At 61.8% G+C, this 21679-nt stretch carries 22 protein-coding genes; 11 read left to right on the forward strand and 11 right to left on the reverse strand.

All coding sequences use genetic code 11. The annotated features are described in order from the left end of the window. From FNJ84_RS04305 to hemJ, 7 genes are all read right to left on the reverse strand, one after another. Positions 1–900, reverse strand: a complete 900-nt coding sequence (locus FNJ84_RS04305; RefSeq protein ID WP_143791773.1) for a ParB/RepB/Spo0J family partition protein — start codon at positions 898–900, stop codon at positions 1–3. After that, complete coding sequence (locus FNJ84_RS04310; RefSeq protein WP_143791774.1) at positions 893–1690, reverse strand: ParA family protein; 798 nt, start codon at positions 1688–1690, stop codon at positions 893–895. The genes FNJ84_RS04305 and FNJ84_RS04310 overlap by 8 nt, the downstream gene beginning before the upstream one ends. Then, positions 1683–2276 (reverse strand): 16S rRNA (guanine(527)-N(7))-methyltransferase RsmG, encoded by a 594-nt coding sequence (gene rsmG, locus FNJ84_RS04315; RefSeq protein WP_143791775.1) that lies wholly within the window; start codon positions 2274–2276, stop codon positions 1683–1685. Before rsmG ends, FNJ84_RS04310 begins: the two co-directional genes overlap by 8 nt. Next, complete coding sequence (mnmG, locus tag FNJ84_RS04320) at positions 2273–4144, reverse strand: tRNA uridine-5-carboxymethylaminomethyl(34) synthesis enzyme MnmG (RefSeq protein WP_370454577.1); 1872 nt, start codon at positions 4142–4144, stop codon at positions 2273–2275. Before mnmG ends, rsmG begins: the two co-directional genes overlap by 4 nt. Beyond that, entirely contained in the window at positions 4145–5401 is a 1257-nt protein-coding gene (mnmE, locus tag FNJ84_RS04325; RefSeq protein ID WP_143791777.1) for a tRNA uridine-5-carboxymethylaminomethyl(34) synthesis GTPase MnmE, read from the reverse strand. A 22-nt stretch (positions 5402–5423) separates the two neighbouring features. Then, positions 5424–6695 carry a transcription termination factor Rho gene (gene rho, locus FNJ84_RS04330; RefSeq protein ID WP_143791778.1) on the reverse strand — a complete coding sequence of 424 codons (1272 nt, stop codon included), beginning with the start codon at positions 6693–6695 and terminating at the stop codon, positions 5424–5426. Positions 6696–6818: 123 nt separating this feature from the next. After that, a complete protein-coding gene (hemJ, locus tag FNJ84_RS04335; protein WP_143791779.1) occupies positions 6819–7265 on the reverse strand; it encodes a protoporphyrinogen oxidase HemJ in 447 nt (148 codons plus the stop codon). Between the two features lie 490 nt (positions 7266–7755). Between hemJ and FNJ84_RS04340 the strand changes: the two genes are divergently transcribed. The 4 genes from FNJ84_RS04340 to FNJ84_RS04355 are packed head-to-tail and all read left to right on the forward strand — an operon-like array spanning position 7756 to position 10804. Continuing rightward, positions 7756–8610, forward strand: a complete 855-nt coding sequence (locus tag FNJ84_RS04340; protein WP_143791780.1) for a shikimate dehydrogenase — start codon at positions 7756–7758, stop codon at positions 8608–8610. Continuing rightward, complete coding sequence (gene coaE, locus FNJ84_RS04345; RefSeq protein ID WP_143791781.1) at positions 8607–9194, forward strand: dephospho-CoA kinase; 588 nt, start codon at positions 8607–8609, stop codon at positions 9192–9194. Before FNJ84_RS04340 ends, coaE begins: the two co-directional genes overlap by 4 nt. Beyond that, complete coding sequence (dnaQ, locus tag FNJ84_RS04350) at positions 9187–9888, forward strand: DNA polymerase III subunit epsilon (RefSeq protein WP_143791782.1); 702 nt, start codon at positions 9187–9189, stop codon at positions 9886–9888. The genes coaE and dnaQ overlap by 8 nt, the downstream gene beginning before the upstream one ends. Positions 9889–9925: 37 nt before the next feature. Further along, positions 9926–10804 carry a YihY/virulence factor BrkB family protein gene (locus tag FNJ84_RS04355; protein WP_143791783.1) on the forward strand — a complete coding sequence of 293 codons (879 nt, stop codon included), beginning with the start codon at positions 9926–9928 and terminating at the stop codon, positions 10802–10804. Positions 10805–10833: 29 nt separating this feature from the next. Here FNJ84_RS04355 and FNJ84_RS04360 read toward each other — a convergent pair whose 3' ends face one another. After that, entirely contained in the window at positions 10834–11637 is an 804-nt protein-coding gene (locus tag FNJ84_RS04360; RefSeq protein ID WP_143791784.1) for a response regulator, read from the reverse strand. Between the two features lie 98 nt (positions 11638–11735). Here FNJ84_RS04360 and FNJ84_RS04365 point away from each other — a divergent pair, with 98 nt between their 5' ends. From FNJ84_RS04365 to FNJ84_RS04395, 7 genes are all read left to right on the forward strand, one after another. Next, entirely contained in the window at positions 11736–11885 is a 150-nt protein-coding gene (locus FNJ84_RS04365) for a NepR family anti-sigma factor (RefSeq protein WP_143791785.1), read from the forward strand. A gap of 51 nt (positions 11886–11936) precedes the next feature. Then, positions 11937–12488: an RNA polymerase sigma factor gene (locus FNJ84_RS04370; RefSeq protein WP_143791786.1), complete on the forward strand. Its 552-nt coding sequence runs from the start codon at positions 11937–11939 to the stop codon at positions 12486–12488. 9 nt (positions 12489–12497) lie between these two features. Beyond that, complete coding sequence (locus FNJ84_RS04375) at positions 12498–14300, forward strand: histidine kinase dimerization/phosphoacceptor domain -containing protein (RefSeq protein WP_143791787.1); 1803 nt, start codon at positions 12498–12500, stop codon at positions 14298–14300. Between the two features lie 93 nt (positions 14301–14393). Further along, positions 14394–15065 (forward strand): paraquat-inducible protein A, encoded by a 672-nt coding sequence (locus tag FNJ84_RS04380; RefSeq protein WP_363323846.1) that lies wholly within the window; start codon positions 14394–14396, stop codon positions 15063–15065. After that, entirely contained in the window at positions 15062–15724 is a 663-nt protein-coding gene (locus FNJ84_RS04385) for a paraquat-inducible protein A (RefSeq protein WP_143791789.1), read from the forward strand. The genes FNJ84_RS04380 and FNJ84_RS04385 overlap by 4 nt, the downstream gene beginning before the upstream one ends. Next, entirely contained in the window at positions 15721–18063 is a 2343-nt protein-coding gene (locus FNJ84_RS04390; RefSeq protein ID WP_143791790.1) for an intermembrane transport protein PqiB, read from the forward strand. Before FNJ84_RS04385 ends, FNJ84_RS04390 begins: the two co-directional genes overlap by 4 nt. A 13-nt stretch (positions 18064–18076) precedes the next feature. Next, positions 18077–18700, forward strand: coding sequence for a membrane integrity-associated transporter subunit PqiC (locus tag FNJ84_RS04395; RefSeq protein WP_143791791.1), 624 nt, complete (start codon positions 18077–18079; stop codon positions 18698–18700). Positions 18701–18851: 151 nt separating this feature from the next. Here FNJ84_RS04395 and FNJ84_RS04400 read toward each other — a convergent pair whose 3' ends face one another. The 3 genes from FNJ84_RS04400 to FNJ84_RS04410 all read right to left on the reverse strand — a co-directional run bounded on the left by FNJ84_RS04400 (position 18852) and on the right by FNJ84_RS04410 (position 21637). Then, the gene (locus FNJ84_RS04400; protein WP_143791792.1) at positions 18852–19265 is read right to left on the reverse strand and encodes a hypothetical protein; all 414 of its coding nucleotides are present in this window, start codon (positions 19263–19265) and stop codon (positions 18852–18854) included. Positions 19266–19509: 244 nt separating this feature from the next. Then, positions 19510–20292, reverse strand: a complete 783-nt coding sequence (locus FNJ84_RS04405) for a 3'(2'),5'-bisphosphate nucleotidase CysQ (RefSeq protein WP_255471035.1) — start codon at positions 20290–20292, stop codon at positions 19510–19512. After that, on the reverse strand, positions 20279–21637 hold the full coding sequence (locus FNJ84_RS04410) for a TldD/PmbA family protein (RefSeq protein ID WP_143791793.1): 1359 nt from the start codon (positions 21635–21637) through the stop codon (positions 20279–20281). Before FNJ84_RS04410 ends, FNJ84_RS04405 begins: the two co-directional genes overlap by 14 nt. Positions 21638–21679 lie beyond the last annotated feature (42 nt).

Consider the following 21679-nt stretch of genomic DNA (forward strand, 5'->3'; position numbering starts at 1 on the left):
TCAAGCCGTGGCGCCAAGAATCTGACACAGGCGATCCAGCTGATCGAGATCCCGATAGGTGATCACCAGATGACCGCCATCGGCGCTGCCCGAGTGATTGATGGCAACGCGCATATGCAGATGGGCCGACAAGTCCGATTCAAGAACCCGCGTATCGGCGTCTTTTTCTGCCGAAGCCCGACTGGCCGGCCTGGCCGCTTGGGGCGCTGTCAGATCGCGGACAAGTTTCTCGGTCTCGCGCACCGAAAGACCGCGCTCGATCACCTTGCGCGCCAGCTGAGTGGCGTTGGGGGCGGTTACCAATGCGCGGGCATGTCCGGCTGTCAACTTGCCCTCTTTCAGCCAGACCTGAACCTGATCGGGCAGGTTCAGCAAGCGCAGAAGATTGGCAATATGGCTGCGGCTTTTGTTCAGGGCCTCGGCCAGCTGTTCCTGTGTGTGACCAAAGCGATCCATCAATTGACGGAAGGAAGCGGCCTCTTCGATCGCATTCAGGTCGGCGCGCTGAATATTTTCAATCAGCGCAATCTCGAGAACCTCGGTATCGGTCAGGTCCTTGATGATGACCGGAAGCTCGTGCAGTTGCGCAAGCTGCGCCGCACGCCACCGACGTTCGCCAGCCACGATCTGATAAAGACCGTCATCGCGCGGATGAGGCCGCACGATCAGCGGTTGAAGAACGCCGCGGGCCTTCAGTGACTGGGCCAGCTCTTGCAGGGCTTCGGGCTGGAAATCGCGGCGCGGCTGATCGGGATTGGGCGACAGCTGTTCGATCGGAATCATGTTCCGGTCGATGGCAGGGCGCGGCTCGGCGCTTGGTGGCGCGGTCAGTTCGACATCTGCCATCAGCGCCGAAAGGCCGCGGCCAAGGCCCCGCTTTCCCGTTTTAGAATCAGCCATTTACGGGTTCCTTTGCCTTGCTTTCCTTAAGTCGCTGCACAAATTCACCGGCGAATGCCGTATATGCCAGCCCACCTTTCGATTGCGAATCATAATGCACCACCGGCTTGCCATGCGAGGGCGCCTCGGAGACGCGGACATTGCGCGGAATCGTGGTTCTGTAAACCAAATCACCCAGAGTCGCGCGCGCGTCGGCCTCGACCTGTTGCGACAGATTGTTTCGATTGTCCGACATGGTCAGCAACACGCCATTGACCCGTAAATCGGCATTGGCGGACTGGCGAATCTGGCGCACGGTCAGCAGAAGTTGCGACAGTCCTTCCAGCGCATAAAATTCGGCCTGTAGCGGGACCAGGACCGCATCGGCCGCAACCATGGCATTGACCGTCAGCAGACCCAGTGCCGGCGGGCAGTCGATCAGAACGATATCCACGCCCGAATCCGTCCGCAAACTGCGTCGCAACAGACGCGTTCTATCGGCGCTGCGCGAAAAATCCATATCGGCCGAAGATAGATCCGGGGTCGACGGAACAATCCGCAGATTCTCAATATCTGTCGGAATGGACGCCTCTGACAACGTGGACTGACCGCCAAGCAGGTCGTATGAGGTGACCTCTCGCCGATCGGCGTCAATTCCCAGACCTGTCGAGGCGTTGCCCTGCGGATCCAGATCAACCAGGATCGTGCGATGCCCCGCATCGGCCAGCGCGGCGCCAAGATTCAACGCCGTCGTGGTTTTGCCAACGCCACCTTTTTGGTTGGCAATGGCTATGATCATCGGCTCAGACATGGGTTAGACCGGTTATCTCAAGGATTGCAGAGTCTTCGTTGGTTCGGCTGGGATGTGGGTGATAGTGGAACTGCCAGGTCTGCTGTGCCTGCCGCACCTCTTGCTGCCAGTTTTCGCCCTTCATCAGCCACGCCGTCCCGTCAGGTTTAAGGTGTCGATGAACATATGACATGAGCAGCGGCAACGGGGCAAGCGCGCGGGCACTGACAATATCGCTATTCAGTGGAATAAGCGATTCTATGCGCGCCGAATGGACCTTTACATGCGGCAAATCCAAGGTGCGGGCGCAGGTGCGCAGAAAGGTCGCCTTTCTTTGGTCGCTTTCGACAAGATGAAAGGTGATAGGCAGGTCTGCCGCTTGAATTGCGGCAACAAGGCCCGGCAGGCCGCCGCCGCTGCCCAGATCCGTCCAACTATCTGCGCCAAGATCGGCAAGATCGGCCAGCTGCTGACTATCCGTGATATGGCGTTCACGTATGTCGTCCAGACTGAACCTGCCAACAAGATTAATGCTGCCATTCCATTTCAGGATCAGGTCTTCATAAGCGGCGATCCGTTCGGATGTTTCACGTGAAACAGCTGTCATACGGCACGCTTCCGATGTCGGTTCCGTGCTGTCGCCAGTATCAGCGTCAAGGCCGCGGGCGTCATCCCTTCGACACGCGCAGCATCCGCAAGGCTGGCCGGCCGCTGCCCAATCAGCTTCCGCTTCAGCTCTGACGACAACCCCGACAGACTGGCGTAATCCAGGTCGTCGGGCAGCGAGATCTGCTCTTCAGCCCGGATCATTTCGGCGTCTCGGGCCTGGCGATCAGCATATTGATGATAGATTGCGTCATTGCGGATCTGTTCGACGGTCTGTGAAGGGAATTTGTCCAGCTCAGGCACAAGCGACAGGATTGCAGTCTGATCCAGATCCGCATAGGCAAACAGATCGAATGCCGACCGCGACTGCCCATCTTGCCGAACGGCAATTCCATTCTTTCCCAGTTCAGTCGGCGTGAATCGCGTCGCCTCAGCGATGGACCTCGCCTCGCGATAAGCCGTCATCTTGTTTTCAAAATACGCAGCGCGCTCTGAGCCTATGCATCCCAATGCCAAACCGAAAGGCGTCAACCGCTGATCAGCATTGTCGGCCCGCAGGCTAAGGCGAAACTCAGCGCGCGAGGTGAACATTCGATAAGGCTCTGTTACGCCGCGAGAAATAAGGTCGTCAATCATCACGCCGATATAGCTGTCGGTTCTGCTGAATTGGATCGCAGCCCGCCCCAGGGCAGCTGCGGCGGCATTCAAGCCTGCGACCAGACCTTGCGCTGCAGCCTCTTCGTATCCTGTCGTTCCATTAATCTGGCCGGCAAGATAAAGCCCTTCGATTTGCTTCACCCGCAAGGTGTGAAGCAATGCTCGCGGATCGACATAGTCATACTCAACCGCATATCCCGGCTGGGTAATAACTGCGTCTTCCAGTCCGCGAATTGAGCGCACATACGCCTTTTGCACCGCCTCGGGCAACGATGTGGAGATTCCATTCGGATATACGGTGTGATCGTCCAGCCCCTCGGGCTCAAGAAAGATCTGGTGCGACGACTTATCCGCAAACCGGGTTATCTTGTCTTCAATTGACGGGCAATATCGCGGCCCGATCCCGCTGATATGGCCGCCATACATTGCCGACAGGTGCAGGTTCTCTGCGATAATCTTGTGCGTTTTCTGGTTGGTATGGGAGATCGCGCAAGAAATCTGCGTCAGCGACGGCGCCGCACTAAGATCAGAGAACAGGGATGGCACATCATCGCCTGGCTGCTTGTCCAGCGACTCCCAGTCAATCGTCCGGCCGTCCAGTCGCGGTGGTGTTCCCGTTTTCAATCTGCCGCTGGGCAGCGACAACGAGGCCAGCGAGGCCGCGAGTCCGTGAGATGCATCATTGCCCCACCTTCCCGCCTTACGAGATTCATCGCCGATATGAATCACACCATTCAGGAAGGTTCCCGTCGTCAACACCACCGAAGGCGCCCGCAATTCGGTCCCGTCGGCCAGGCTGACGCCAAGAATCTTGTCGCCGCTACGCAACAGACCGGTGACCTCAGCAAAAATCATGCGCAGACCAGCGACACCATCCAGATACGAACGTGCGACGCGCCGATATGCCGCTCGGTCCATCTGTGCACGTGGACCCCGAACCGCTGGGCCTTTTCGCCGATTCAGAAGACGAAACTGAATGCCCGATCGGTCAGCAATGCGGCCCATGCAACCATCAAGCGCATCAATTTCGCGAACCAGATGGCCCTTTCCCAGCCCGCCTATCGCCGGGTTACAGGAAAGCGTACCGATGTCGGTCTCCCGCATGGTCACCAGCACAGTTTCAGCACCCATCCGCGCTGCGGCGGCCGCTGCCTCGGTTCCAGCGTGACCACCGCCAATAACGATCACATCGCAATGTTCCACGTGAAACACCTATTTTCCGATACAGAAGGACGAGAAGATTACATCCAGATAGTTTTCGGCGCCAACGCGCCCGATAAGCCGCTCTAGCGACAATGCCGCCTGTCGCACGGATTCGGCAAGCAGTTCCGGCCGGTCATCTGCAAATGACAGTGCCAGTAATGCTTCGCTCAGTGCGTCAGCCTGTCGCCGATGACTGACAACACTTGCCCCCGCCACACGCTCGGACAGGATCTCATACATCCGTGCCAGCATGCGGTCGATGCCCAGCCCCGACTGGGCCGAGATGTTACCCTCGCCAGGAACATCATCAGCCTTTGATCGCAGAACCAGATCGCCGTCCTGATACAGCCTCAGGTCATGCTCTCCGCTATCAGAAAGAAACACTCGCAGATCGGCTGCCTCAGCACGCTGCCGTGCACGCTCTACCCCGATGGTTTCGATTTCGTCATCTGTGGCGCGCAGGCCGGCGGTATCCAGCACAGTGACCGCTAGCCCGCGCAAATCCATTCGCAATTCGATCACATCACGGGTTGTTCCAGGAACCGCGGAAACGATAGCAACATCCCTGCGGGCAAGCTTGTTGATGAGACTCGATTTTCCTGCGTTCGGCGGTCCTACAATTGCAATCTCGAACCCCTCTCGCAGCCGCTCGCTTGCCGGATAGCCATTCAACTCTTTCTCGATCTCGGTCCGCAAGCCGGCGATCAAGGAATACACCTCATCGGGCACTTCATCGGGCACATCTTCGTCGGCAAAATCTATACTTGCCTCAATCAGTGCACCCGCACGGATCAGCATCTGGCGCCAACGGTCCGACATACGCCCGATCTCGCCATCCGCGGCCCGCATTGCCTGCCGCCGCTGCAATTCCGTTTCAGCCGACAAAAGATCAGATAGCGCCTCGATCTCGGACAGATCCATGCGGCCATTCAAAAAGGCGCGCCGTGTAAATTCACCAGCTTCGGCCTCTCGCAGGCCGGACGCCCGCATAAAGGCCACGACCCGACGGATAACCACCGGCGCACCGTGCAGATGCAACTCGGCCGACAGTTCGCCCGTAAAGCTTCGCCCATCCTCGAACCACAGCACCAGCGCCTTATCCAGAAGCTCGCCACCATCCCGCAAGGCTCGGTATTCCGCCCTGCGTGGCACAGGCAAAGGACCCGCCAATGCCTCGGCGACCGCACGCGCATCAGGTCCGCTGATCCTTAAAATGGAAACGCCACCCCGGCCGGGCGGCGTTGCTTCTGCATAGATTGTGTCCATGAGGTTTTACCCTGAACCCCCGTCAAGCGTTCATGGAATCGAAGAACTCTCCGTTGGTCTTCGTTTGCTTCAACTTCGAGATCAGGAACTCGATGGCGTCGGTCGTGCCCATCGGATTCAGGATCCGTCGCAGCAGATAAGTTTTCTGCAAGTCTTTGGAATCAACCAACAATTCTTCTTTTCTGGTGCCCGATTTCAGAATATCCATCGCCGGGAAGACGCGCTTGTCTGCGACCTTGCGATCCAGAACGATCTCGCTGTTACCGGTGCCTTTGAACTCTTCAAAGATCACCTCATCCATCCGCGACCCGGTATCAATCAGCGCCGTGGCAATGATGGTCAGCGATCCACCTTCTTCGATATTCCGTGCCGCACCAAAGAACCGCTTGGGCCGCTGCAACGCATTGGCATCCACACCACCGGTCAGCACCTTGCCCGACGACGGCACCGTCGTGTTGAAAGCCCGCCCAAGGCGCGTGATCGAATCCAGCAGGATCACCACATCACGCTTGTGTTCAACCAGACGCTTGGCCTTCTCAATGACCATTTCACTGACCGCAACGTGCCGGCTCGCCGGTTCGTCGAAGGTCGAGGAAATCACCTCACCCTTCACGCTGCGCTGCATGTCCGTCACCTCTTCCGGCCGCTCGTCGATCAGCAACACGATCAGATAGCATTCCGGGTGATTCTTTTCGATCGAATGCGCGATATTCTGCAACAGCACGGTCTTGCCCGTCCGCGGAGGCGCAACGATCAGCGACCGCTGCCCTTTCCCGATTGGTGCCACCAGATCAATGATCCGCGCGCTGCGATCCTTGATGGTGGGGTCCTCGATCTCCATCTTCAGCCGCTCATTGGGATAAAGCGGCGTCAGGTTGTCAAAGGCAACCTTGTGGCGGGCCTTTTCGGGATCCTCGAAATTGATCCGCTCAACCTTGGTCAGCGCAAAATAACGCTCATTTTCACCAGGTGCGCGGATCACGCCTTCCACCGTATCACCGGTGCGCAGCGAATGCTGTCGGATCATGTCCGGGCTGACATAGATATCATCCGGCCCCGGCAGATAGTTCGCCTCGGTCGAGCGCAGGAAGCCAAAGCCGTCCTGCACGACCTCCAGCACACCATCGCCACCGATGTCCCAACCATCCTCGGCATGCTCTTTCAGCAGCGAGAACATCATCTCGCCCTTGCGCATGGTCGAGGCGTTCTCGATCTCCCATTCCTCTGCCATAGCCAGCAGATCAGCCGGGCTTTTGGCTTTCAGGTCGGACAGGTTCAACCGTTCTTCATTCATCTTCTAAACCAACGAAATTGCCCACCACATCACTGGGGGCGCTATGTCAATGTCTGGAAATCCCCGTACCGGACGGCCGGGCTTGTGCTGCACCTAAGCAATACAGCCAAAAAAGTCAACCGATCAGAACCGGACGATCACCGACAGGACGATAACCACCATCAAAAGCGTCGGCACCTCATTCATCATCCGATAGCGCCGCCCGCCAAGTGATTGCCCACGCTGCAACAATTTCCGTTGCCGACCCAGCCAATGATGAAACCAGGTCATCGCGATCACCGCCGCAGCCTTGGTCCATGGCCAGACCGAGGACCAGTCAACGATCCCAGGGGTGAACACCAGGCACAAACCGGCAATCCATGCGACGATCATTGCTGGATTCATGATCAGCCGCAGCAGCTTTCGCTCCATCATCACAAGGCTGGCGGCAGGCTCGTCGCCATTCATCCCCCGTTCGGCGTGATAGACGAACAACCTCGGCAGATAGAACAACCCCGCCATCCAGGAAATCACTGCCATCACATGCAGGGATTTGATCCAAGGATACATCAAGCTCAGCAGATCAGTCATGTCGCAACCTCTCGTCTGCCTCTCTCTAAAATAAATAAAAGAAGAAAAGAATGATGTTGTTGTAGGCCCAGTGGATAGTCTGGACAGGCAAGTTAGCCAGCACTTTATCCACAGATCGCGAAGCTTCGGATATTTGCTGAACCGCCGTGTTGATTTTCAGGTTAATCTTATAAAATCAATATGATACAACATGATAAATCTGTGGATAATTTGGCGAAACCGTGCTTTCCCACAGTTCTGGCCAGGTTCGGCCGATGGTTATCACCATGTGGATGACTTGCGCGCGTTCATCCTTTGTCCTGGCTGTTTATCCACAGCGTTAGCGGCGGTGTGAAAGGTCCAATGGCGTCATCCCGGCTTATCCGCGATTTCATCCACAGGTGAGTCAGGCCTGCCACAGCCCGCGCCGCATTCCGAGGATTCCCCCTTTCGTCACAGGCAGATGACGCCTACGCTGCATTTGTTCCAGGTGCCGATGGCTTGACCGCGTATGACCGAGATTTCTTCTGCGACCCCGATCGCCAATATCCCTTTGTCCGGAGTCATTGGCATGCCGATCGCCCATTCCAGATCACCACAACTGCACGGGCACTGGCTGCGGCGCTATGGGATTCGGGGCCACTATATTCCTATGCCGGTGATGCCCGAACATCTGGCCGAGGTGTTGCGGATCCTGCCTTATGCCGGTTTTGTCGGGCTGAATGTCACAATACCCCACAAAGAGGCCGTGCTGACGCTTGCCGATGTCGTCACCGACCGCGCCGCACTGATTGGTGCGGCGAATACGCTGATTTTCCGACCGGACGGCAAGATTCACGCGGATAACACCGATGGCTACGGTTTCATCGCCAATCTGCGGCAAAGCGTGCCAGACTGGCAGGCCGATGCCGGGCCGGCGGCAGTCATCGGGGCGGGCGGTGCTGCGCGCGCCGTCGTTGCATCGCTTCTCGACAGTGGCGTGCAGGAATTGCGGATCTCGAACCGGACGCGGATCAGGGCGGAACAGATAAAGGCGGAATTTGGCGCCCGCGTCGTCGTCTATGACTGGGCGCAGGCTGGCAATATGCTGGACGGTGCGGCAACCGCCGTGAACTCCACCTCGTTGGGGATGGATGGCAAGCAACCGTTCCGCATCCCGCTTGATGCGCTGTCCCCCGATGCCGTCGCGACCGACCTTGTCTATACGCCGCTGATCACCCCTTTCCTGGCCGAGGCCCAGCAGCGCGGCTGCCGCATCGCGGACGGGCTGGGGATGTTGCTGCATCAGGCCGCGCCGGGCTTCGAACGCTGGTTTGGCCACCGCCCCGAGGTCGATGCCGAAACCCGCGCCGCCGTCCTGGGATGAGCTATCGCCTGGGCCTGACTGGCAGCATCGGGATGGGTAAATCGACCACCGCCCAGATGTTTCGCGATCTCGGCCACCCGGTCTGGGATGCCGACGCCGCTGTCCACCGTCTCTATTCTCAGGGCGGCGAGGCGGTGGCGCCCATCGGCCAGGCCTTTCCGGGCGCCATTCGTGACGGCCAGGTCGACCGGGCCGCACTAAAGCAGTTGCTGGCCGCCGATCCGTCCGGTTTTCCGCGGCTGGAACAGATCGTCCATCCGCTGCTGGTGAATGACCGCGCGCGTTTTGCCGCCGGCAACCGTGACGCGCAGATCATCGTGTTCGACATCCCGCTGCTGTTCGAAACCGGGGGCAATGCTGCCATGGATGGCGTGGCGGTGGTCTCTGCCAGCGCCGAAACGCAACGCCTGCGGGTGCTGGCACGACCGGGCATGACGCCTGATGCATTCGCGATGATCCTTGACCGCCAGCTGCCCGATGCCGAAAAAAGGGCACGGGCTGATTGGGTCATCCCCACTGAAACCCTCGCCGCCGCCCGACAGGCTGTCGAACAGATCTGCAAGGACATCCAAGATCATGCGTGAAATCGTCCTGGATACGGAAACCACCGGATTCGACGCCGAAAAGGATGACCGCATCGTCGAAATCGGCGCGATCGAGCTGCTGAACCATCTGCCCACCGGGCGCACCTTCCACGAATATATCGACCCCGAACGGTCAATGCCGAAAGAGGCATTCGATGTGCATGGCCTTGGCGACGATTTCCTGCGCGGCAAACCTAAATTCGCCCAGATTGCCGAAAAATTCATCGACTTCATCGGCCAGGATTCCCGCCTGGTTATCCACAATGCCAGCTTCGACATGAAATTTCTCAACGCCGAGCTGCGCCGCGCGGGCCACACGGCACTGCCCTTCTCGCGGGCTCTGGACACCGTTGGCCTTGCGCGCGAGAAATTCCCTGGCTCGCCCGCCTCGCTGGATGCACTGTGCAGGCGCTTCGGCATCGACAATTCGAACCGCACCCTGCATGGCGCGCTTCTGGACAGCGAATTGCTGGCCGAGGTCTATCTGGAGCTGATCGGCGGCCGGCAGCCCGATCTGGTTCTGGACCGTCCGGCGCAGGCCCCCGAGCCTGGCCAGATCAGCGATGGCAGGATGGATGCCCGGCAGCCGCGCCCGGTCCCGCTGCCCTCGCGGCTGACCCAGGCGGAAACCGCCGCCCATGCCGAATTTGTCGCGCGCCTGGGTGATGCCGCCATCTGGACCCGCTTCCAATGAGATCGCGGCCCCGACATCGCCCCACCCGCCAGGGCCCATGCTAGCCCGGCTGCGCGACATCGGTGCCTTTCTTTCTGCGGTGTTGCACCGCATGGACAAGATCCATATGGGCCTGATCGCCGCTGGCGTGGCTTTCTATGCCATGTTCGCGGTCTTTCCGGGCCTCGCCGCCATCATTGCCCTTTGGAGCCTGTGGTTCGACCCGAGCGTGATCAACGAATACCTGCGCGTTGCCCATGAATTTCTTCCTGACGGCGCCGAGACCATCCTGGACGCGCAGATCGAATCCCTGCTGTCAGGGGGGCGCACGACGATCGGATGGGCCTCGGTCCTGTCTTTCCTCGTCGCCACCATTGCCGCCCGCGCCGGCGTCGACGCTCTGGTGCGGGGTCTGAATGCGGCCTATGGCGTGCGATCACATTCCACCATCTTCGGATTTTTCCTGGCCTATGGACTGACCCTGGCCATCGTCGGCGTGGTGCTGATGGGGCTTGCGATGATCGTCATCCTGCCAATCCTGATCAGCTTCATGCCGGCCAGCCCGCTGCGGTCCTGGCGGGTGTCGGGGCTGCCATGGGCGGCGATGTTTGCGATCGTGATCGTCGGGATCGGGATCCTCTATCGCTTTGGCCCGAACGTAAAATCGCCGCGCACGCCGATATTCACCTGGGGGGCGCTGGTCGCGGCCCTGGCCTGGGCCGGCGCATCCATCGCCTTCTCGACCTATCTGGGCAGCTTCAACAGCTATAACCGCATCTATGGATCAATCGGTGCTGTGGTGGCGCTGCTGATGTGGTTCTACCTTGCGGGCTTTTCCGTCCTGCTGGGCGCGTTGATCAATGTCGAACTGGCCCGCCGCCGCCGTATTGCCGCCGCGCGAGAGGTCCGCCAATCCCTGCGGCCTCCCTCGCTTTGATCCAAATATCCCCGCCGGAGGCAGCCGACCTAGACGTCCAGCCCCTCGGTCGAGGCAAAGAACATCCCCTGCGACACGGCCGAGCGTACCTGTTCCTCGGAATAGGGCTTTGAAATCAGGAATGCCGGCTCTGGCCGGTCACCGGTCAGCAGGCGTTCGGGGAAGGCGGTGATGAAGATCACCGGCAGATCGCCCAGCTCGCCCAGCAGCTCGTTCACCGCGTCGATCCCCGAGGATCCGTCGGCCAGCTGAATATCGGCCAGGATCATGTCGGGACGCACATCCCGACCCAGTTCGACGGCCGCCGTATGGGTGCGGGCCACGCCGGTCACCTCGTGGCCCATGGCCTGCACGATCCCCTTCAGATCCATCGCGATGATGGTCTCGTCCTCGATCACCATGACCCGGCCGCGCAAGGTCTGGCTCATCTCGTTCAGGGCGATCTGGACCAGCTCTTCGGCCTCTTCCCGCGAAACCTGCATGATCTCAGCAATCTGATCATAGCGGAATTCCTCGATCGTGCGCAGCAGCAGCGCCTCGCGCGAATTCGGGGTCAGCGATTTCAGATACGCCTGCGCCCGCGCCTCGCGCGCCGAGCCTTCGCCCTGCTCGACCGGCTGACCCGAGCTTTGCCAGATGGCGTGAAAGGTCTTGAACAGCCCCACGCGGATGTCGCTGGCGCCTTCCGCGGTCGAGCGGTCCGACAGAATTGCCTCAAGCGTTGCCGCTGCGTAATTGTCGCCGGCGGATTGGGTGCCTGTCAGCGCGCGGGCATAGCGCCGCAGAAAGGGCAATTCCCGTCCGATGGATTGCGCAAGGTCGGCAGAAGACATAGTCCTGTTCCTCAAAAAAAGACCCGAAGATCGGGAACTCAGCCAAACCCCTACATGTTGAACAGGGTGCGCACAAGCTTGTTGGATTTAACAAAAGTATGACCGAAAAGCGGGAAAATCGCCGCCGGGCCGAGATCGAAAAGCAGATCGACGAGAATCTTCGACGCGTCTACGAACAGGACGCAACGGACGAGATTCCTGATCGCTTCGTGGCCCTTTTGCAGCAGCTGCGGGATCAGGACAAATAGATGGCCACAGCAAAGGGCCGGGCGTCGGCGGCGAAAAATGCCGACGGGAAAATGACTGATCCGCGGGATGAACTGGTTGATCACTTGCCCGCATTGAGGGCTTTCGCGCTGTCCCTGACGCGCGAGGGATCGTCGGCTGACGACCTGGTGCAGGACACCATCGTCAAGGCATGGACCAATATGGACAAGTTCCAGGCCGGCACCAACCTGCGCGCCTGGCTGTTCACCATCCTGCGCAACACCTTCTATTCGGCACGGCGCAAGACCAAGCGCGAGGTCAGCGACAGCGACGGTCTGCACGCGGCCCGCCAGGCGACGCGGCCCGAACATGACGGGCGGCTTGCGCTGCACGATTTCCGCGTGGCGTTCGAACAGCTTCCAGACGAACAGCGCGAAGCGCTGATCCTTGTCGGTGCCTCGGGCTTTTCCTATGAAGAGGCTGCGGGCATGACCGGCGTTGCAGTGGGCACGGTCAAGTCGCGCGCCAATCGCGGTCGCCGCAAGCTGGCCGAGCTGTTGCATCTTGCCGATGGGGAAGAACTGGAAATGACGGATCAGGCGACATTGGCCGTCATGGCCGCCAATCACCCGGTTTCGCGCTAGGGGTGCGCGATGCACTGGCGCCTGCTTGACCGGCTGGAATTCACGAAAGGTCTTGGGTTCCGGCTGGGGGCGCTGCTGTCTGTCGCGATCCTGCCCATCGGGCTGATCTCGCTGGTGCAGACGCTGCACGTCTCGCGCGAGGCGGATCGCAGCGCTGAAATCGCCCTGCTGGGCCGCACCGCATCAGCGGCGGCGGGCGAACGGGCGTTGCTGCAAAGCGCGCTTGGCACCGCCGATGCCCTTGGCCCGGCGGTGCTGGAAGTCGTCAACGCCGCCGATGCCTGTTCCGAGATCATGCGTTCGTTCATCGTGCACAGCGCTGTCTATCAGGGCGCAGCATTCGTGCCGATGGATGGGGTGTCGTCCTGCACCTCGAACGGGCCGGGTGCCGACCCGATCGACATGCGCCCCTCGCCTGCCTATCAGAAGTTCATCGCCCAGCCTCAGACGATGATAACCTCGCTGTCACGCGGCACGATCAGCGGCCGGCCGATCGTCGTTGTCATGCAGCCGCTGTATCAGGACCGCGACCTGCTGGGCTATGTGGTGGTGTCGCTGTCCTCGGCGCTGCTGCAATCCACGCATTCCGTCGGTTTCGGCACCGAGGGCGCGGGCATCCTGACCTTCAACCACAAGGGCGAGCCCTTGACCACGGATGGCCGCCCAGAGGTCGAGGTGGGCGACCTGCTGCCCCGTGGCGCCACCCTGTCCAGCCTGATCGAACGCAACGATTCAACTTTTGTGGAACGCAGCAATACCGGCGAAAGGCGGGTCTTTGCCGTGGTGCCCGTCGTGCCGGGCCTGGTCTATGCCCTTGGCAGCTGGAGCCCCCGCCTTGCCGGGCTTGGTGGCATCAACATGTCGCAATTCACCGCCATCCTGATCCCCATCGCGCTGTGGCTGGTATCGCTGGCGGTGGCTTATTTCGCCGTCTACCGTTTGGTTTTGCGCCATATCCGGGTGCTGCGGGGCCAGATGCGCCGCTTTGCCATCGGCAATCGCGATGTCCCGCCGCCGGTTCTGACCGATGCCCCGGCCGAGATCACCGATGTCAGCCAGACCTTTCACAACATGGCGCGCATCCTGATCCGCGACGAAGAGGCGATGGAAGCCGCCGTGGCCGAAAAGACCGTCTTGCTGAAAGAAGTCCACCACCGGGTGAAAAACAACCTTCAGCTGATCGCCTCGATCATCAACATGCAAAGCCGCATGATCGAGGATAACGACGCCAAGCGGGTGCTGCGTTCAGTTCAGGACCGGGTGGCGGCGCTGGCCACGATCTATCGCAATCTCTATCAGGCCGAGCATCTGGACGCGGTCGAGGCGGACCGGCTGATTGGCGACATCATCAACCAGATGGTCAACGCCTCGGTCGACGCGGCCATCGGGCTGCGGGTCAAGACCAGTTTCCAGCCCCTGACCCTGCAACCCGATCACGCGGTGCCGCTGACTCTGCTGGCGACCGAGGCGTTTACCAACGCGCTGAAATATGCCGGCAAGGCACCGGGCGAGGATCACCCCTGGGTCCGGGTGACCCTGACCCGACCCGAGAAATATCAGGCGGTGCTGGAAATCTCGAACTCGGTCGGCCAGCGGCCAGAGGATGCGGCCATCGGCGAGGGCACGGGGCTGGGCAGCCAGTTGATCGAGGCTTTCGCCACCCAGCTGGAAGGCAAGGCCGAATTTCAGCATGATGATCACGTCTTCACGCTGCGCCTGCCCTTCAAGGTCCAACGGATCAATGACGTCGATGTCACCGATATTCGCAATGTCGTTCTGACCTCGGCCGCGCGCAAGGGCGCACGTCATTGATATCGGCAGGCTTGCCACTAGACACGGATAATATGTGACAGCGTTGATATCCTGCTTGTCTGTCCGGCGATCGGCCCTATTTTCCGGGGAATGATGACTGGGGGAAATTACGATCTGAAGACAGGCGAGGGGCTGATAGCCTGCCCTCGCTGTGATGCCTTGCATATCGAGGAAGAACTGAACGAAGGCGAAACCGCGCGCTGCGTGCGCTGCGGCACCGTGCTGGCCAAGCCTCGGGGCGGTGCCTTTGTCCAGATCATCGCGTTGTCACTGACCTCGGTGTTGCTGCTGGTCGGGGCGATCTTCTTTCCCTTCCTCGAAATCTCGCGCATGGGGTTCGGCAATGCGACCTCGCTGTTTGGCGTCGCGCTTGCCTTTGCCGAGGGACCGCTGCTGCCCCTGGTGCTGGCGGTTCTGGCCATGGTGATCGGCCTGCCGATCACGCGGGCCTTTCTGCTGCTTTATACGCTGGTGCCGCTGGCCAAGGGCCGGCCGCCGCACAAATATGCCGCCGATGCCTTTCGCATATCCGAGGAATTGCGCCCCTGGTCCATGGCCGAGATTTTCGTGATCGGCACCGCCGTCGCACTGGTCAAGGTCGCCGGGTTGGCACAGGTGCATCTTGGCCCGGCCTTCTGGGCCTTTTGTGCATTGATCCTGGTGAATGCGGCCTCGCGTGGTTTCATGTGCCAGACAACGATCTGGGACGAAATCGAGGATGCCGGCCTGAAAACCGACGGTCGTGAACAGGTGCCCGGCGAATGAGCGAGAATACCCCTCCGGTGATGACAGCCCATCGCGCGGGCCTGGTGGGCTGCCGCAGCTGCGGGCGGGTCTGGCCCGAGGACACGGCCATCTGCGCACGCTGCCATGCCAAGCTGTACAAGCCCGACCGTCGCCGGTTGCAGCTGGTCTGGGCCTGGCTTGCCGCCGGGATGATCTGCTATATCCCGGCCAACCTGTTTCCGATGATGAAGACCCAGACCTTCGCCGGCCTCAGCGGCAGCAGCGAGGCCACCATCGTCGAGGGCGTGATCGAGCTGATCCATTACGGCAGCTATGATATCGCGCTGGTGGTGTTCGTGGCCTCTATCGTTGTTCCCATCGCGAAATTCGTTGCGATCATCTGGCTGGGGGTGGTCGCCGGCAAGCCGGCCACGGTCGAGGATGCCCATAGCCGCCTGCGCATTTACGAGGTCGTCGAGTTCATCGGCCGCTGGTCGATGATCGACGTGTTCGTCGTGGCGATCCTGTCGGCGTTGGTGCAGCTGGGCTTCGTCGTTTCCATCCATCCGGGCCCGGCGGCCGTATCCTTTGCGCTGTCGGTCGCCTTTACCATGCTTTCCGCGCAAAGCTTTGATCCGCGTCTGATCTGGCGGGGCCTGCCCCTGCACAGCAGCAAGAACGTGAACGGAACCGAATGACTGATACCCCGCCCAGCAGCCCTGCCGGCCGCCCGTCCAGCCCCGTCCGCAAGACCGCCCGCCGCGCTGCGCAGGCCGGTATCAACGTCGTCTGGCTGGTTCCGATCCTTGCGCTTATCGTGACATTGGCGATCGCCTGGAACGCCTATTCCAATCGCGGCAAGATCATCGAGGTCGAATTTGCCGACGCCACCGGTATCAATCCCGGCGAGACGGTGTTGAAATTTCGTGAAATCACCGTGGGCCAGGTCGAATCCGTCGCCTTTACCGAGGATCTGGAAAAGGTGGTCGTCCATATCCGCGTCGATCAGGATGTCGCACCCTATATCGACTCGGACGCGCAGTTCTGGATCGTTCGGCCCCAGGTTTCCGCTCAGGGCGTCACGCGACTGGATACCGTGCTGACCGGCGCCTTCATCGAGGGCTATTGGACCGCAAGTCGCGGCGAACCCCAAAACCGCTTCGCCGGGCTGGAACGCGCACCCCTGACGCGCGAGGATGCCAAGGGCACCTGGATCACCCTGTCGGCAGAAAATGCCGAGGGCCTGAGCGAGGGCGCGCCGGTGCTGTTTCGCGGGCTAGAGGTTGGCCGGATGGAAAACCTGCGCCTGTCTGACAGGGACGAGACGGTTCTGGCCGATGTGTTCATCGCGGCGCCCCATGATGCGCGGCTGTCCAGCGCCACGGTCTTCTGGGACGTTTCCGGCTTTTCGCTGTCGCTTGGGGCACAGGGGATATCGTTCAACATGAACTCTCTGGCCTCGCTGGTGCAGGGCGGGGTTGAATTTGACACGCTGACCAGCGGTGGCAACCCGGTCCAGCCGGGCCACCTGTTCCGCCTGCAAGCCGACGAAGATGCGGCCCGCAACAGTCTGTTTGCTGAAAATGACGCCAATGAAGTCCGCTATACCGTGCTGATCGACAATGCCGTGCGCGGGTTGGAACGCGATGCCGATGTGCAGTTTCAGGGCCTGACCGTCGGCCGCGTCACCGACCTGTCCATCCGCGTGGACGAACCGGTCGATGGCCAGCCGACCTTGGTGCGCCAGCAGGTCACCGTCGCGCTGTCCCCCAGCCGTATGGGCCTTGCGCCGACGGCGACGGCCGAAGAGGTGCAGGAATTTTTGATCGGCGAAATTCAGAACGGCATGCGCGCCAGGGTGGCCAGTGCCGGCCTGTTGGGCACATCGCTGATCATCGAGTTCGTGCAGATCCCCGATGCCGTGCCGGCCACGCTGGATGTCTCGGGCGATCCCTATCCGATCCTTCCCTCGGTCGAGGGCGAGATCACCGATTTCAGCACCACCGCGCAAGGCGTCCTGACCCGGATCGGCGATCTGCCGATCGAAGAGGTGCTGCAATCCGCGACCGACATGATGAACTCGGTCACGGCGCTGGCGACCTCGCAGGATACCCGTGCGATCCCGGCATCGCTGCGCCAGACCATCGACGAGGCACAGGCCACCATGACCGAGTTGCGCGCCGTGGTCACCCAGCTGAACGAGGCCGGAACCGGCGCCAATGCCGCCCAGCTGATCGAGCGGCTGAATGTCGCGTCCGAGCAACTGCCTTCGGTCATCGCGTCGCTGGACGAGGTGGGGTCATCGCTGAAGGGCGTCGATTTCACCAGCATCGGGGCCGAATTGAACGCCGGCCTGTCCGAGCTGCGCGACGTGATCGGCAGCGATGCGGCGGCGGCGCTGCCGGGGCGGCTGGACAGCACCATGGCCTCGATCGAGAATGCGCTGACCGATCTTCAGACGCTGGTGGGCGAACTGCGCGAGGCCGAGGTCGTGCCCTCGCTGCGCACGGCGCTGGACAGCGCGGCCGAGGCCGCCGATGCGGTTACCTTGGCCGCCAGGGACGTGCCGCAGATGATCGAGGAAATCGACGCCGCTGCGCAGGCGGTGGACGAATTTGCCTTTGCCGAGATCAGCGCCCAGGCCGCCGGTATTCTGGCCGATCTGCGGGCCATGCTGGGCACCGAGGATGCCGAACAATTGCCGCGCAACCTGTCGAACACGCTGGAGGCCGCGTCAGGCCTGCTGAACGACTTGCGCGACGGCAATGCGGCGGGCAGCCTGAACAATGCGCTGGATTCGGCATCCGTCGCGGCGGATGAGGTGGCCAAGGCGGTTCAGGAACTGCCGGCGCTGATCACCCGGCTGCAAAGCACGGCAGCGCGGGCGGAATCGGTGATGGCGGCCTATGGGGACCGGTCCGCCTTCAATTCCGAGGCGATCAACATGATGCGCGAATTGCGTCGCGCGACCGAGGCCTTCGGGTCGCTGGCGCGAATGATCGAACGCAATCCGCGCGCCTTCATAATGGGGCGATAAGGTGACGAAACACATGCTAAAGCTGACCGCCGCACTGCCATTGATCCTGTTGGCAGCCTGTTCGAACCCGGAAAAAACCGGGCGCTATCTGATCGACCCGCCCTCGCCGCCGGTTCGGGTGGCCAACCAGCTTGGCCCCACGGTCGAGCTGCGAGACGTGTCGCTGCCGGAATATGCGTCGGGGCAAGAGGTGTCCTGGCAAAGCGCCGATGGCGCGGTCCGGTCAACGCCCGATAATCTGTGGGCCGACAATCCCGAACGTGCCTTTACCCTGACGCTGGCGCGGGCAATCTCGGACGTGTCGGGCGCGGCGGTGATCGCCGAACCCTGGCCACTGGGCGAGCCGCCGCAGCGCAAGCTTGAAGTGCGGGTGGAAAAGGCGCTGGCGCAGGCCGACGGGATCTATCGCCTCAGCGGGCGCTATTTCGTCGCGGATGAAAGCGGCGGTGGCACCAATCATGCGCGCAGCTTTGACATCTCGGTGCCGCTGGCAGATGCGCAGCCGGGGACAATCGCATTGGCCCAATCGGCGGCATTGTCGGTCCTGGCCCAGCAGATCGCCACGCTGGACGGTCCCGGCACGACCTTCGTGACCCGCACGCCGCGTGACCCTTTCGCGCTGGATCCGATCCTCTAACGCCGTGACAACCTGCGCGCGATCAGGCGCGCAATGTCCAGAAATTGAAACGGGCAGCCTTTCGGCTGCCCGTTCGCCTATCCGCGAACCCATGACGGGGGGAGGAACTCGTTAAACAATAGGCTCAGCGGATAAACCCTGACAGTGCGATCTACCGGATATCCGGGTGCAGGGGGCTTTCACCCATGACCCGCGTAAGAACCGGCAGGACATAGCGATCGAACATTTCCTGGTCTGGTGACAGACCGCCGGGCTTTCCAAAGCCATGGCATTCCTCGCAATCATGGAGGGTGCCCCAGCAGTTCCCGCAAGCCCCCAGGGCCGAGGCCAGCACGTCGAGATGCTGGGCCATCAAGGCGTTTTCGCGGGCCAGGCGTTCGAACTCGATCGGGGCCGGGCGGTCGGTTGCGGGATGAGGAAGGCCCGTTCCCGACCGCCCGAAAGTCGCCGCCGTCAGCGCATGCGCAGACCGCTGATCCGGCTCATTCTCCGCGCCCGCCGGAAGGGTGCGCAGGAACTGAAAGGCGGCGATTAAGCAATCCAGTTGTTCATTCCGAGTCGTCATCTTCTGTCTCCCCGTGATGCGCTGCCGCTGAATGGGTGGTTCGTGGTGCAGCGCCTTATGGGATCAGTTATCCACCATCGCCGTGAATCGGGCGTGAAAGACCTGTGAAAGTTTCGGGCGAGGGATGTGAAAAATCGCGAATCTGTCGCTTTTTTCGCGGCAGATTAAGAAAATTTTCAAAATTTTCGGCTAGCGGGAAAGAAAACATCCGCGCCGTCTTGCGGCCGCTCAAGGTGATTCGCTGTCAGGCCAGGGCGGCTGTCAATTCCCTATGTAGGGCCGGTCCTGCGACCACCATTCCATCCAGCGCCGCCCGTGGCCCGTTAAAGCGCAGGCGCTGGCCGCGCCGGTCGGTTGCCACCGCGCCCGCACGTTCCGCGATCAGCGTGCCAGCGGCAATGTCCCATTCCCAGGCGTCGCGCAGCGACAGGGCCGCGTCAAATCGCCCCTCGGCCACAAGGCAAAGCCGCCATGCCAGCGATGGCCGAAATTCGCGCCGGAACGGTGGCACCCGGCCCGATTCCCAGTTTTGCGGTTCGGTCGCGGCACGATAGGTCAGCACCGTCGCGTCCCGGATCTGCCGCCGGTCGCTGGCGGCGATGGGCTTGCCGTTCAGCAGCGCCGGGCCATCTGCATGAGCGGTGTAAAGCAGGTCACGGGCGGGAAGAAAAACCGCGGCGGCGGTGATCCGATCCCCGGTCGCGACCGCAAGGGAATGAGAAAACCCCTCTTGTCCGTCGATGAAGGCGCGGGTGCCGTCGATCGGGTCGATGATAAAGCAATGCTGCGCATCCAGCCGCGACGGGTCGGCCTCGCTTTCCTCGCTGAGCCAGCCGTAATCGGGCCGGGCAGCGCGCAACAGCTGTTCCAGATGCGCGTTCACGGCCAGATCGGCCTCGGTCACGGGGCCGGCATCCCCGCCCTTGTCCCAGCTTTCGGGATCGCGCCGCCAGAAGCGCATGGCGATCTGGCCTGCCTGCCGCGCGGCATCTTCCAGCAGGCGCAGATCGGCCTCAGGCGCCGGCAACCGTCATCCCCCGGACCAGCAGGCTGGGCACCTGGATGGTGCGCCAGTCCTCGGCGTCATTGGCGGCGGTCAGCGTCATCAGCATGTCGCGCAGATTGCCGGCGATGGTGCATTCGTTGACCGGATAGGCGATCTTGCCGCCCTCGACCCAGAACCCGGCGGCGCCGCGCGAATAATCGCCCGTGGTCGCGTTGACCGATGCCCCCAGCATCGAGGTTACAACAAGGCCGCGCTCCATTTCTGCCAGCAGATCATCGAAACTGGCCTGGCCGGGCGTCAGCACGACGTTGCTGTTACCCGGCGAGGGCGCCGAGGTCAGCCCGCGCGTGGCCGAGCCGGTGCTGGCCATGCCCAACTTGCGTCCCGTGGCAAGATCCAGCGTCCAGCCGGTCAGCACGCCCTGGGCGACGATGTCACGGGGGTGGCAGGGCAGCCCCTCGGCATCAAAGGGGCGCGAGCCGCCATAGCGCGGTCGCAGCGGATCCTCGGTCAGGGTGAAATCCGCCGGCAACACGGCCTCGTTCAGGGCGTTGCGCAGCCAGCTTGCACCGCGCGCGATGGCCGATCCGTTCACGGCGCCCAGCAGATGTCCGATCAGCGTGGGCGAGACGCGGCGGTCATACAGGATCGGAAAGGCCCCGGTCGGCGGCTTGCGCGACCCGGCGCGGGCCATGGTCCGCTGTGCGGCCAGCTGGCCGATCTGTTCCGGTTGGGGAAGATCGGCCGCCCAGATACGGGATTCGCCGGCATAGTCCCGTTCCATCCCCAGCCCCTCGCCGGTGATGGCGACGGTGCTGATGGCATGGCTGCTGCGGTGATAGCCGCCCGAAAAACCGTTGCTGGCGGCCAGCCAGATCTGCCGGCGCGAAAAACTGGCAGCGGCGGATTCGACCTGCGAGATGCCCGGCATGGCTGCGGCTGCGGCCTCGGCGCGCAGGGCCAGCGATTGCAGGTGATCCGGCGCGGGATCTGCGCCCGGATCGGACATTTCCAGCGCCGCCGCGGCATCGGTGTTGCGCGCCAGCTGGTCAGGATCGGCCAGGCCCAATGTGTCGTCAACCGGCGCCTCGCGGGCCATGGCGACGGCGCGGGCTGCCATTTCCTCGATCGTTGCCTGCGCGTGATCAGACGCCGAGACGCTGGCCTGCCGCCCGCCGATCAGCACGCGCAGGCCGATTTCGGTGGCCTCGGCGCGCTCGGCCAGTTCCAGCCCGCCCTTGCGCACGTCGATGGACACCGCCTGCCCGCGCAGGACGATGGCATCGGACTGCTGGGCGCCGGCGCGCGTGGCAGCCTGGATCAGTGCCAGGGCAAGAGTTTCGGGATCGGCGCTGTCGCTGGTCATGCGGCTCACATCATCACTGAAAGGAAAAGGCCGGGGTGCAGC

Source organism: Paracoccus sp. M683 (genome assembly GCF_007096355.1).
In the GTDB taxonomy this organism is placed as follows: Bacteria; Pseudomonadota; Alphaproteobacteria; order Rhodobacterales; family Rhodobacteraceae; genus Paracoccus.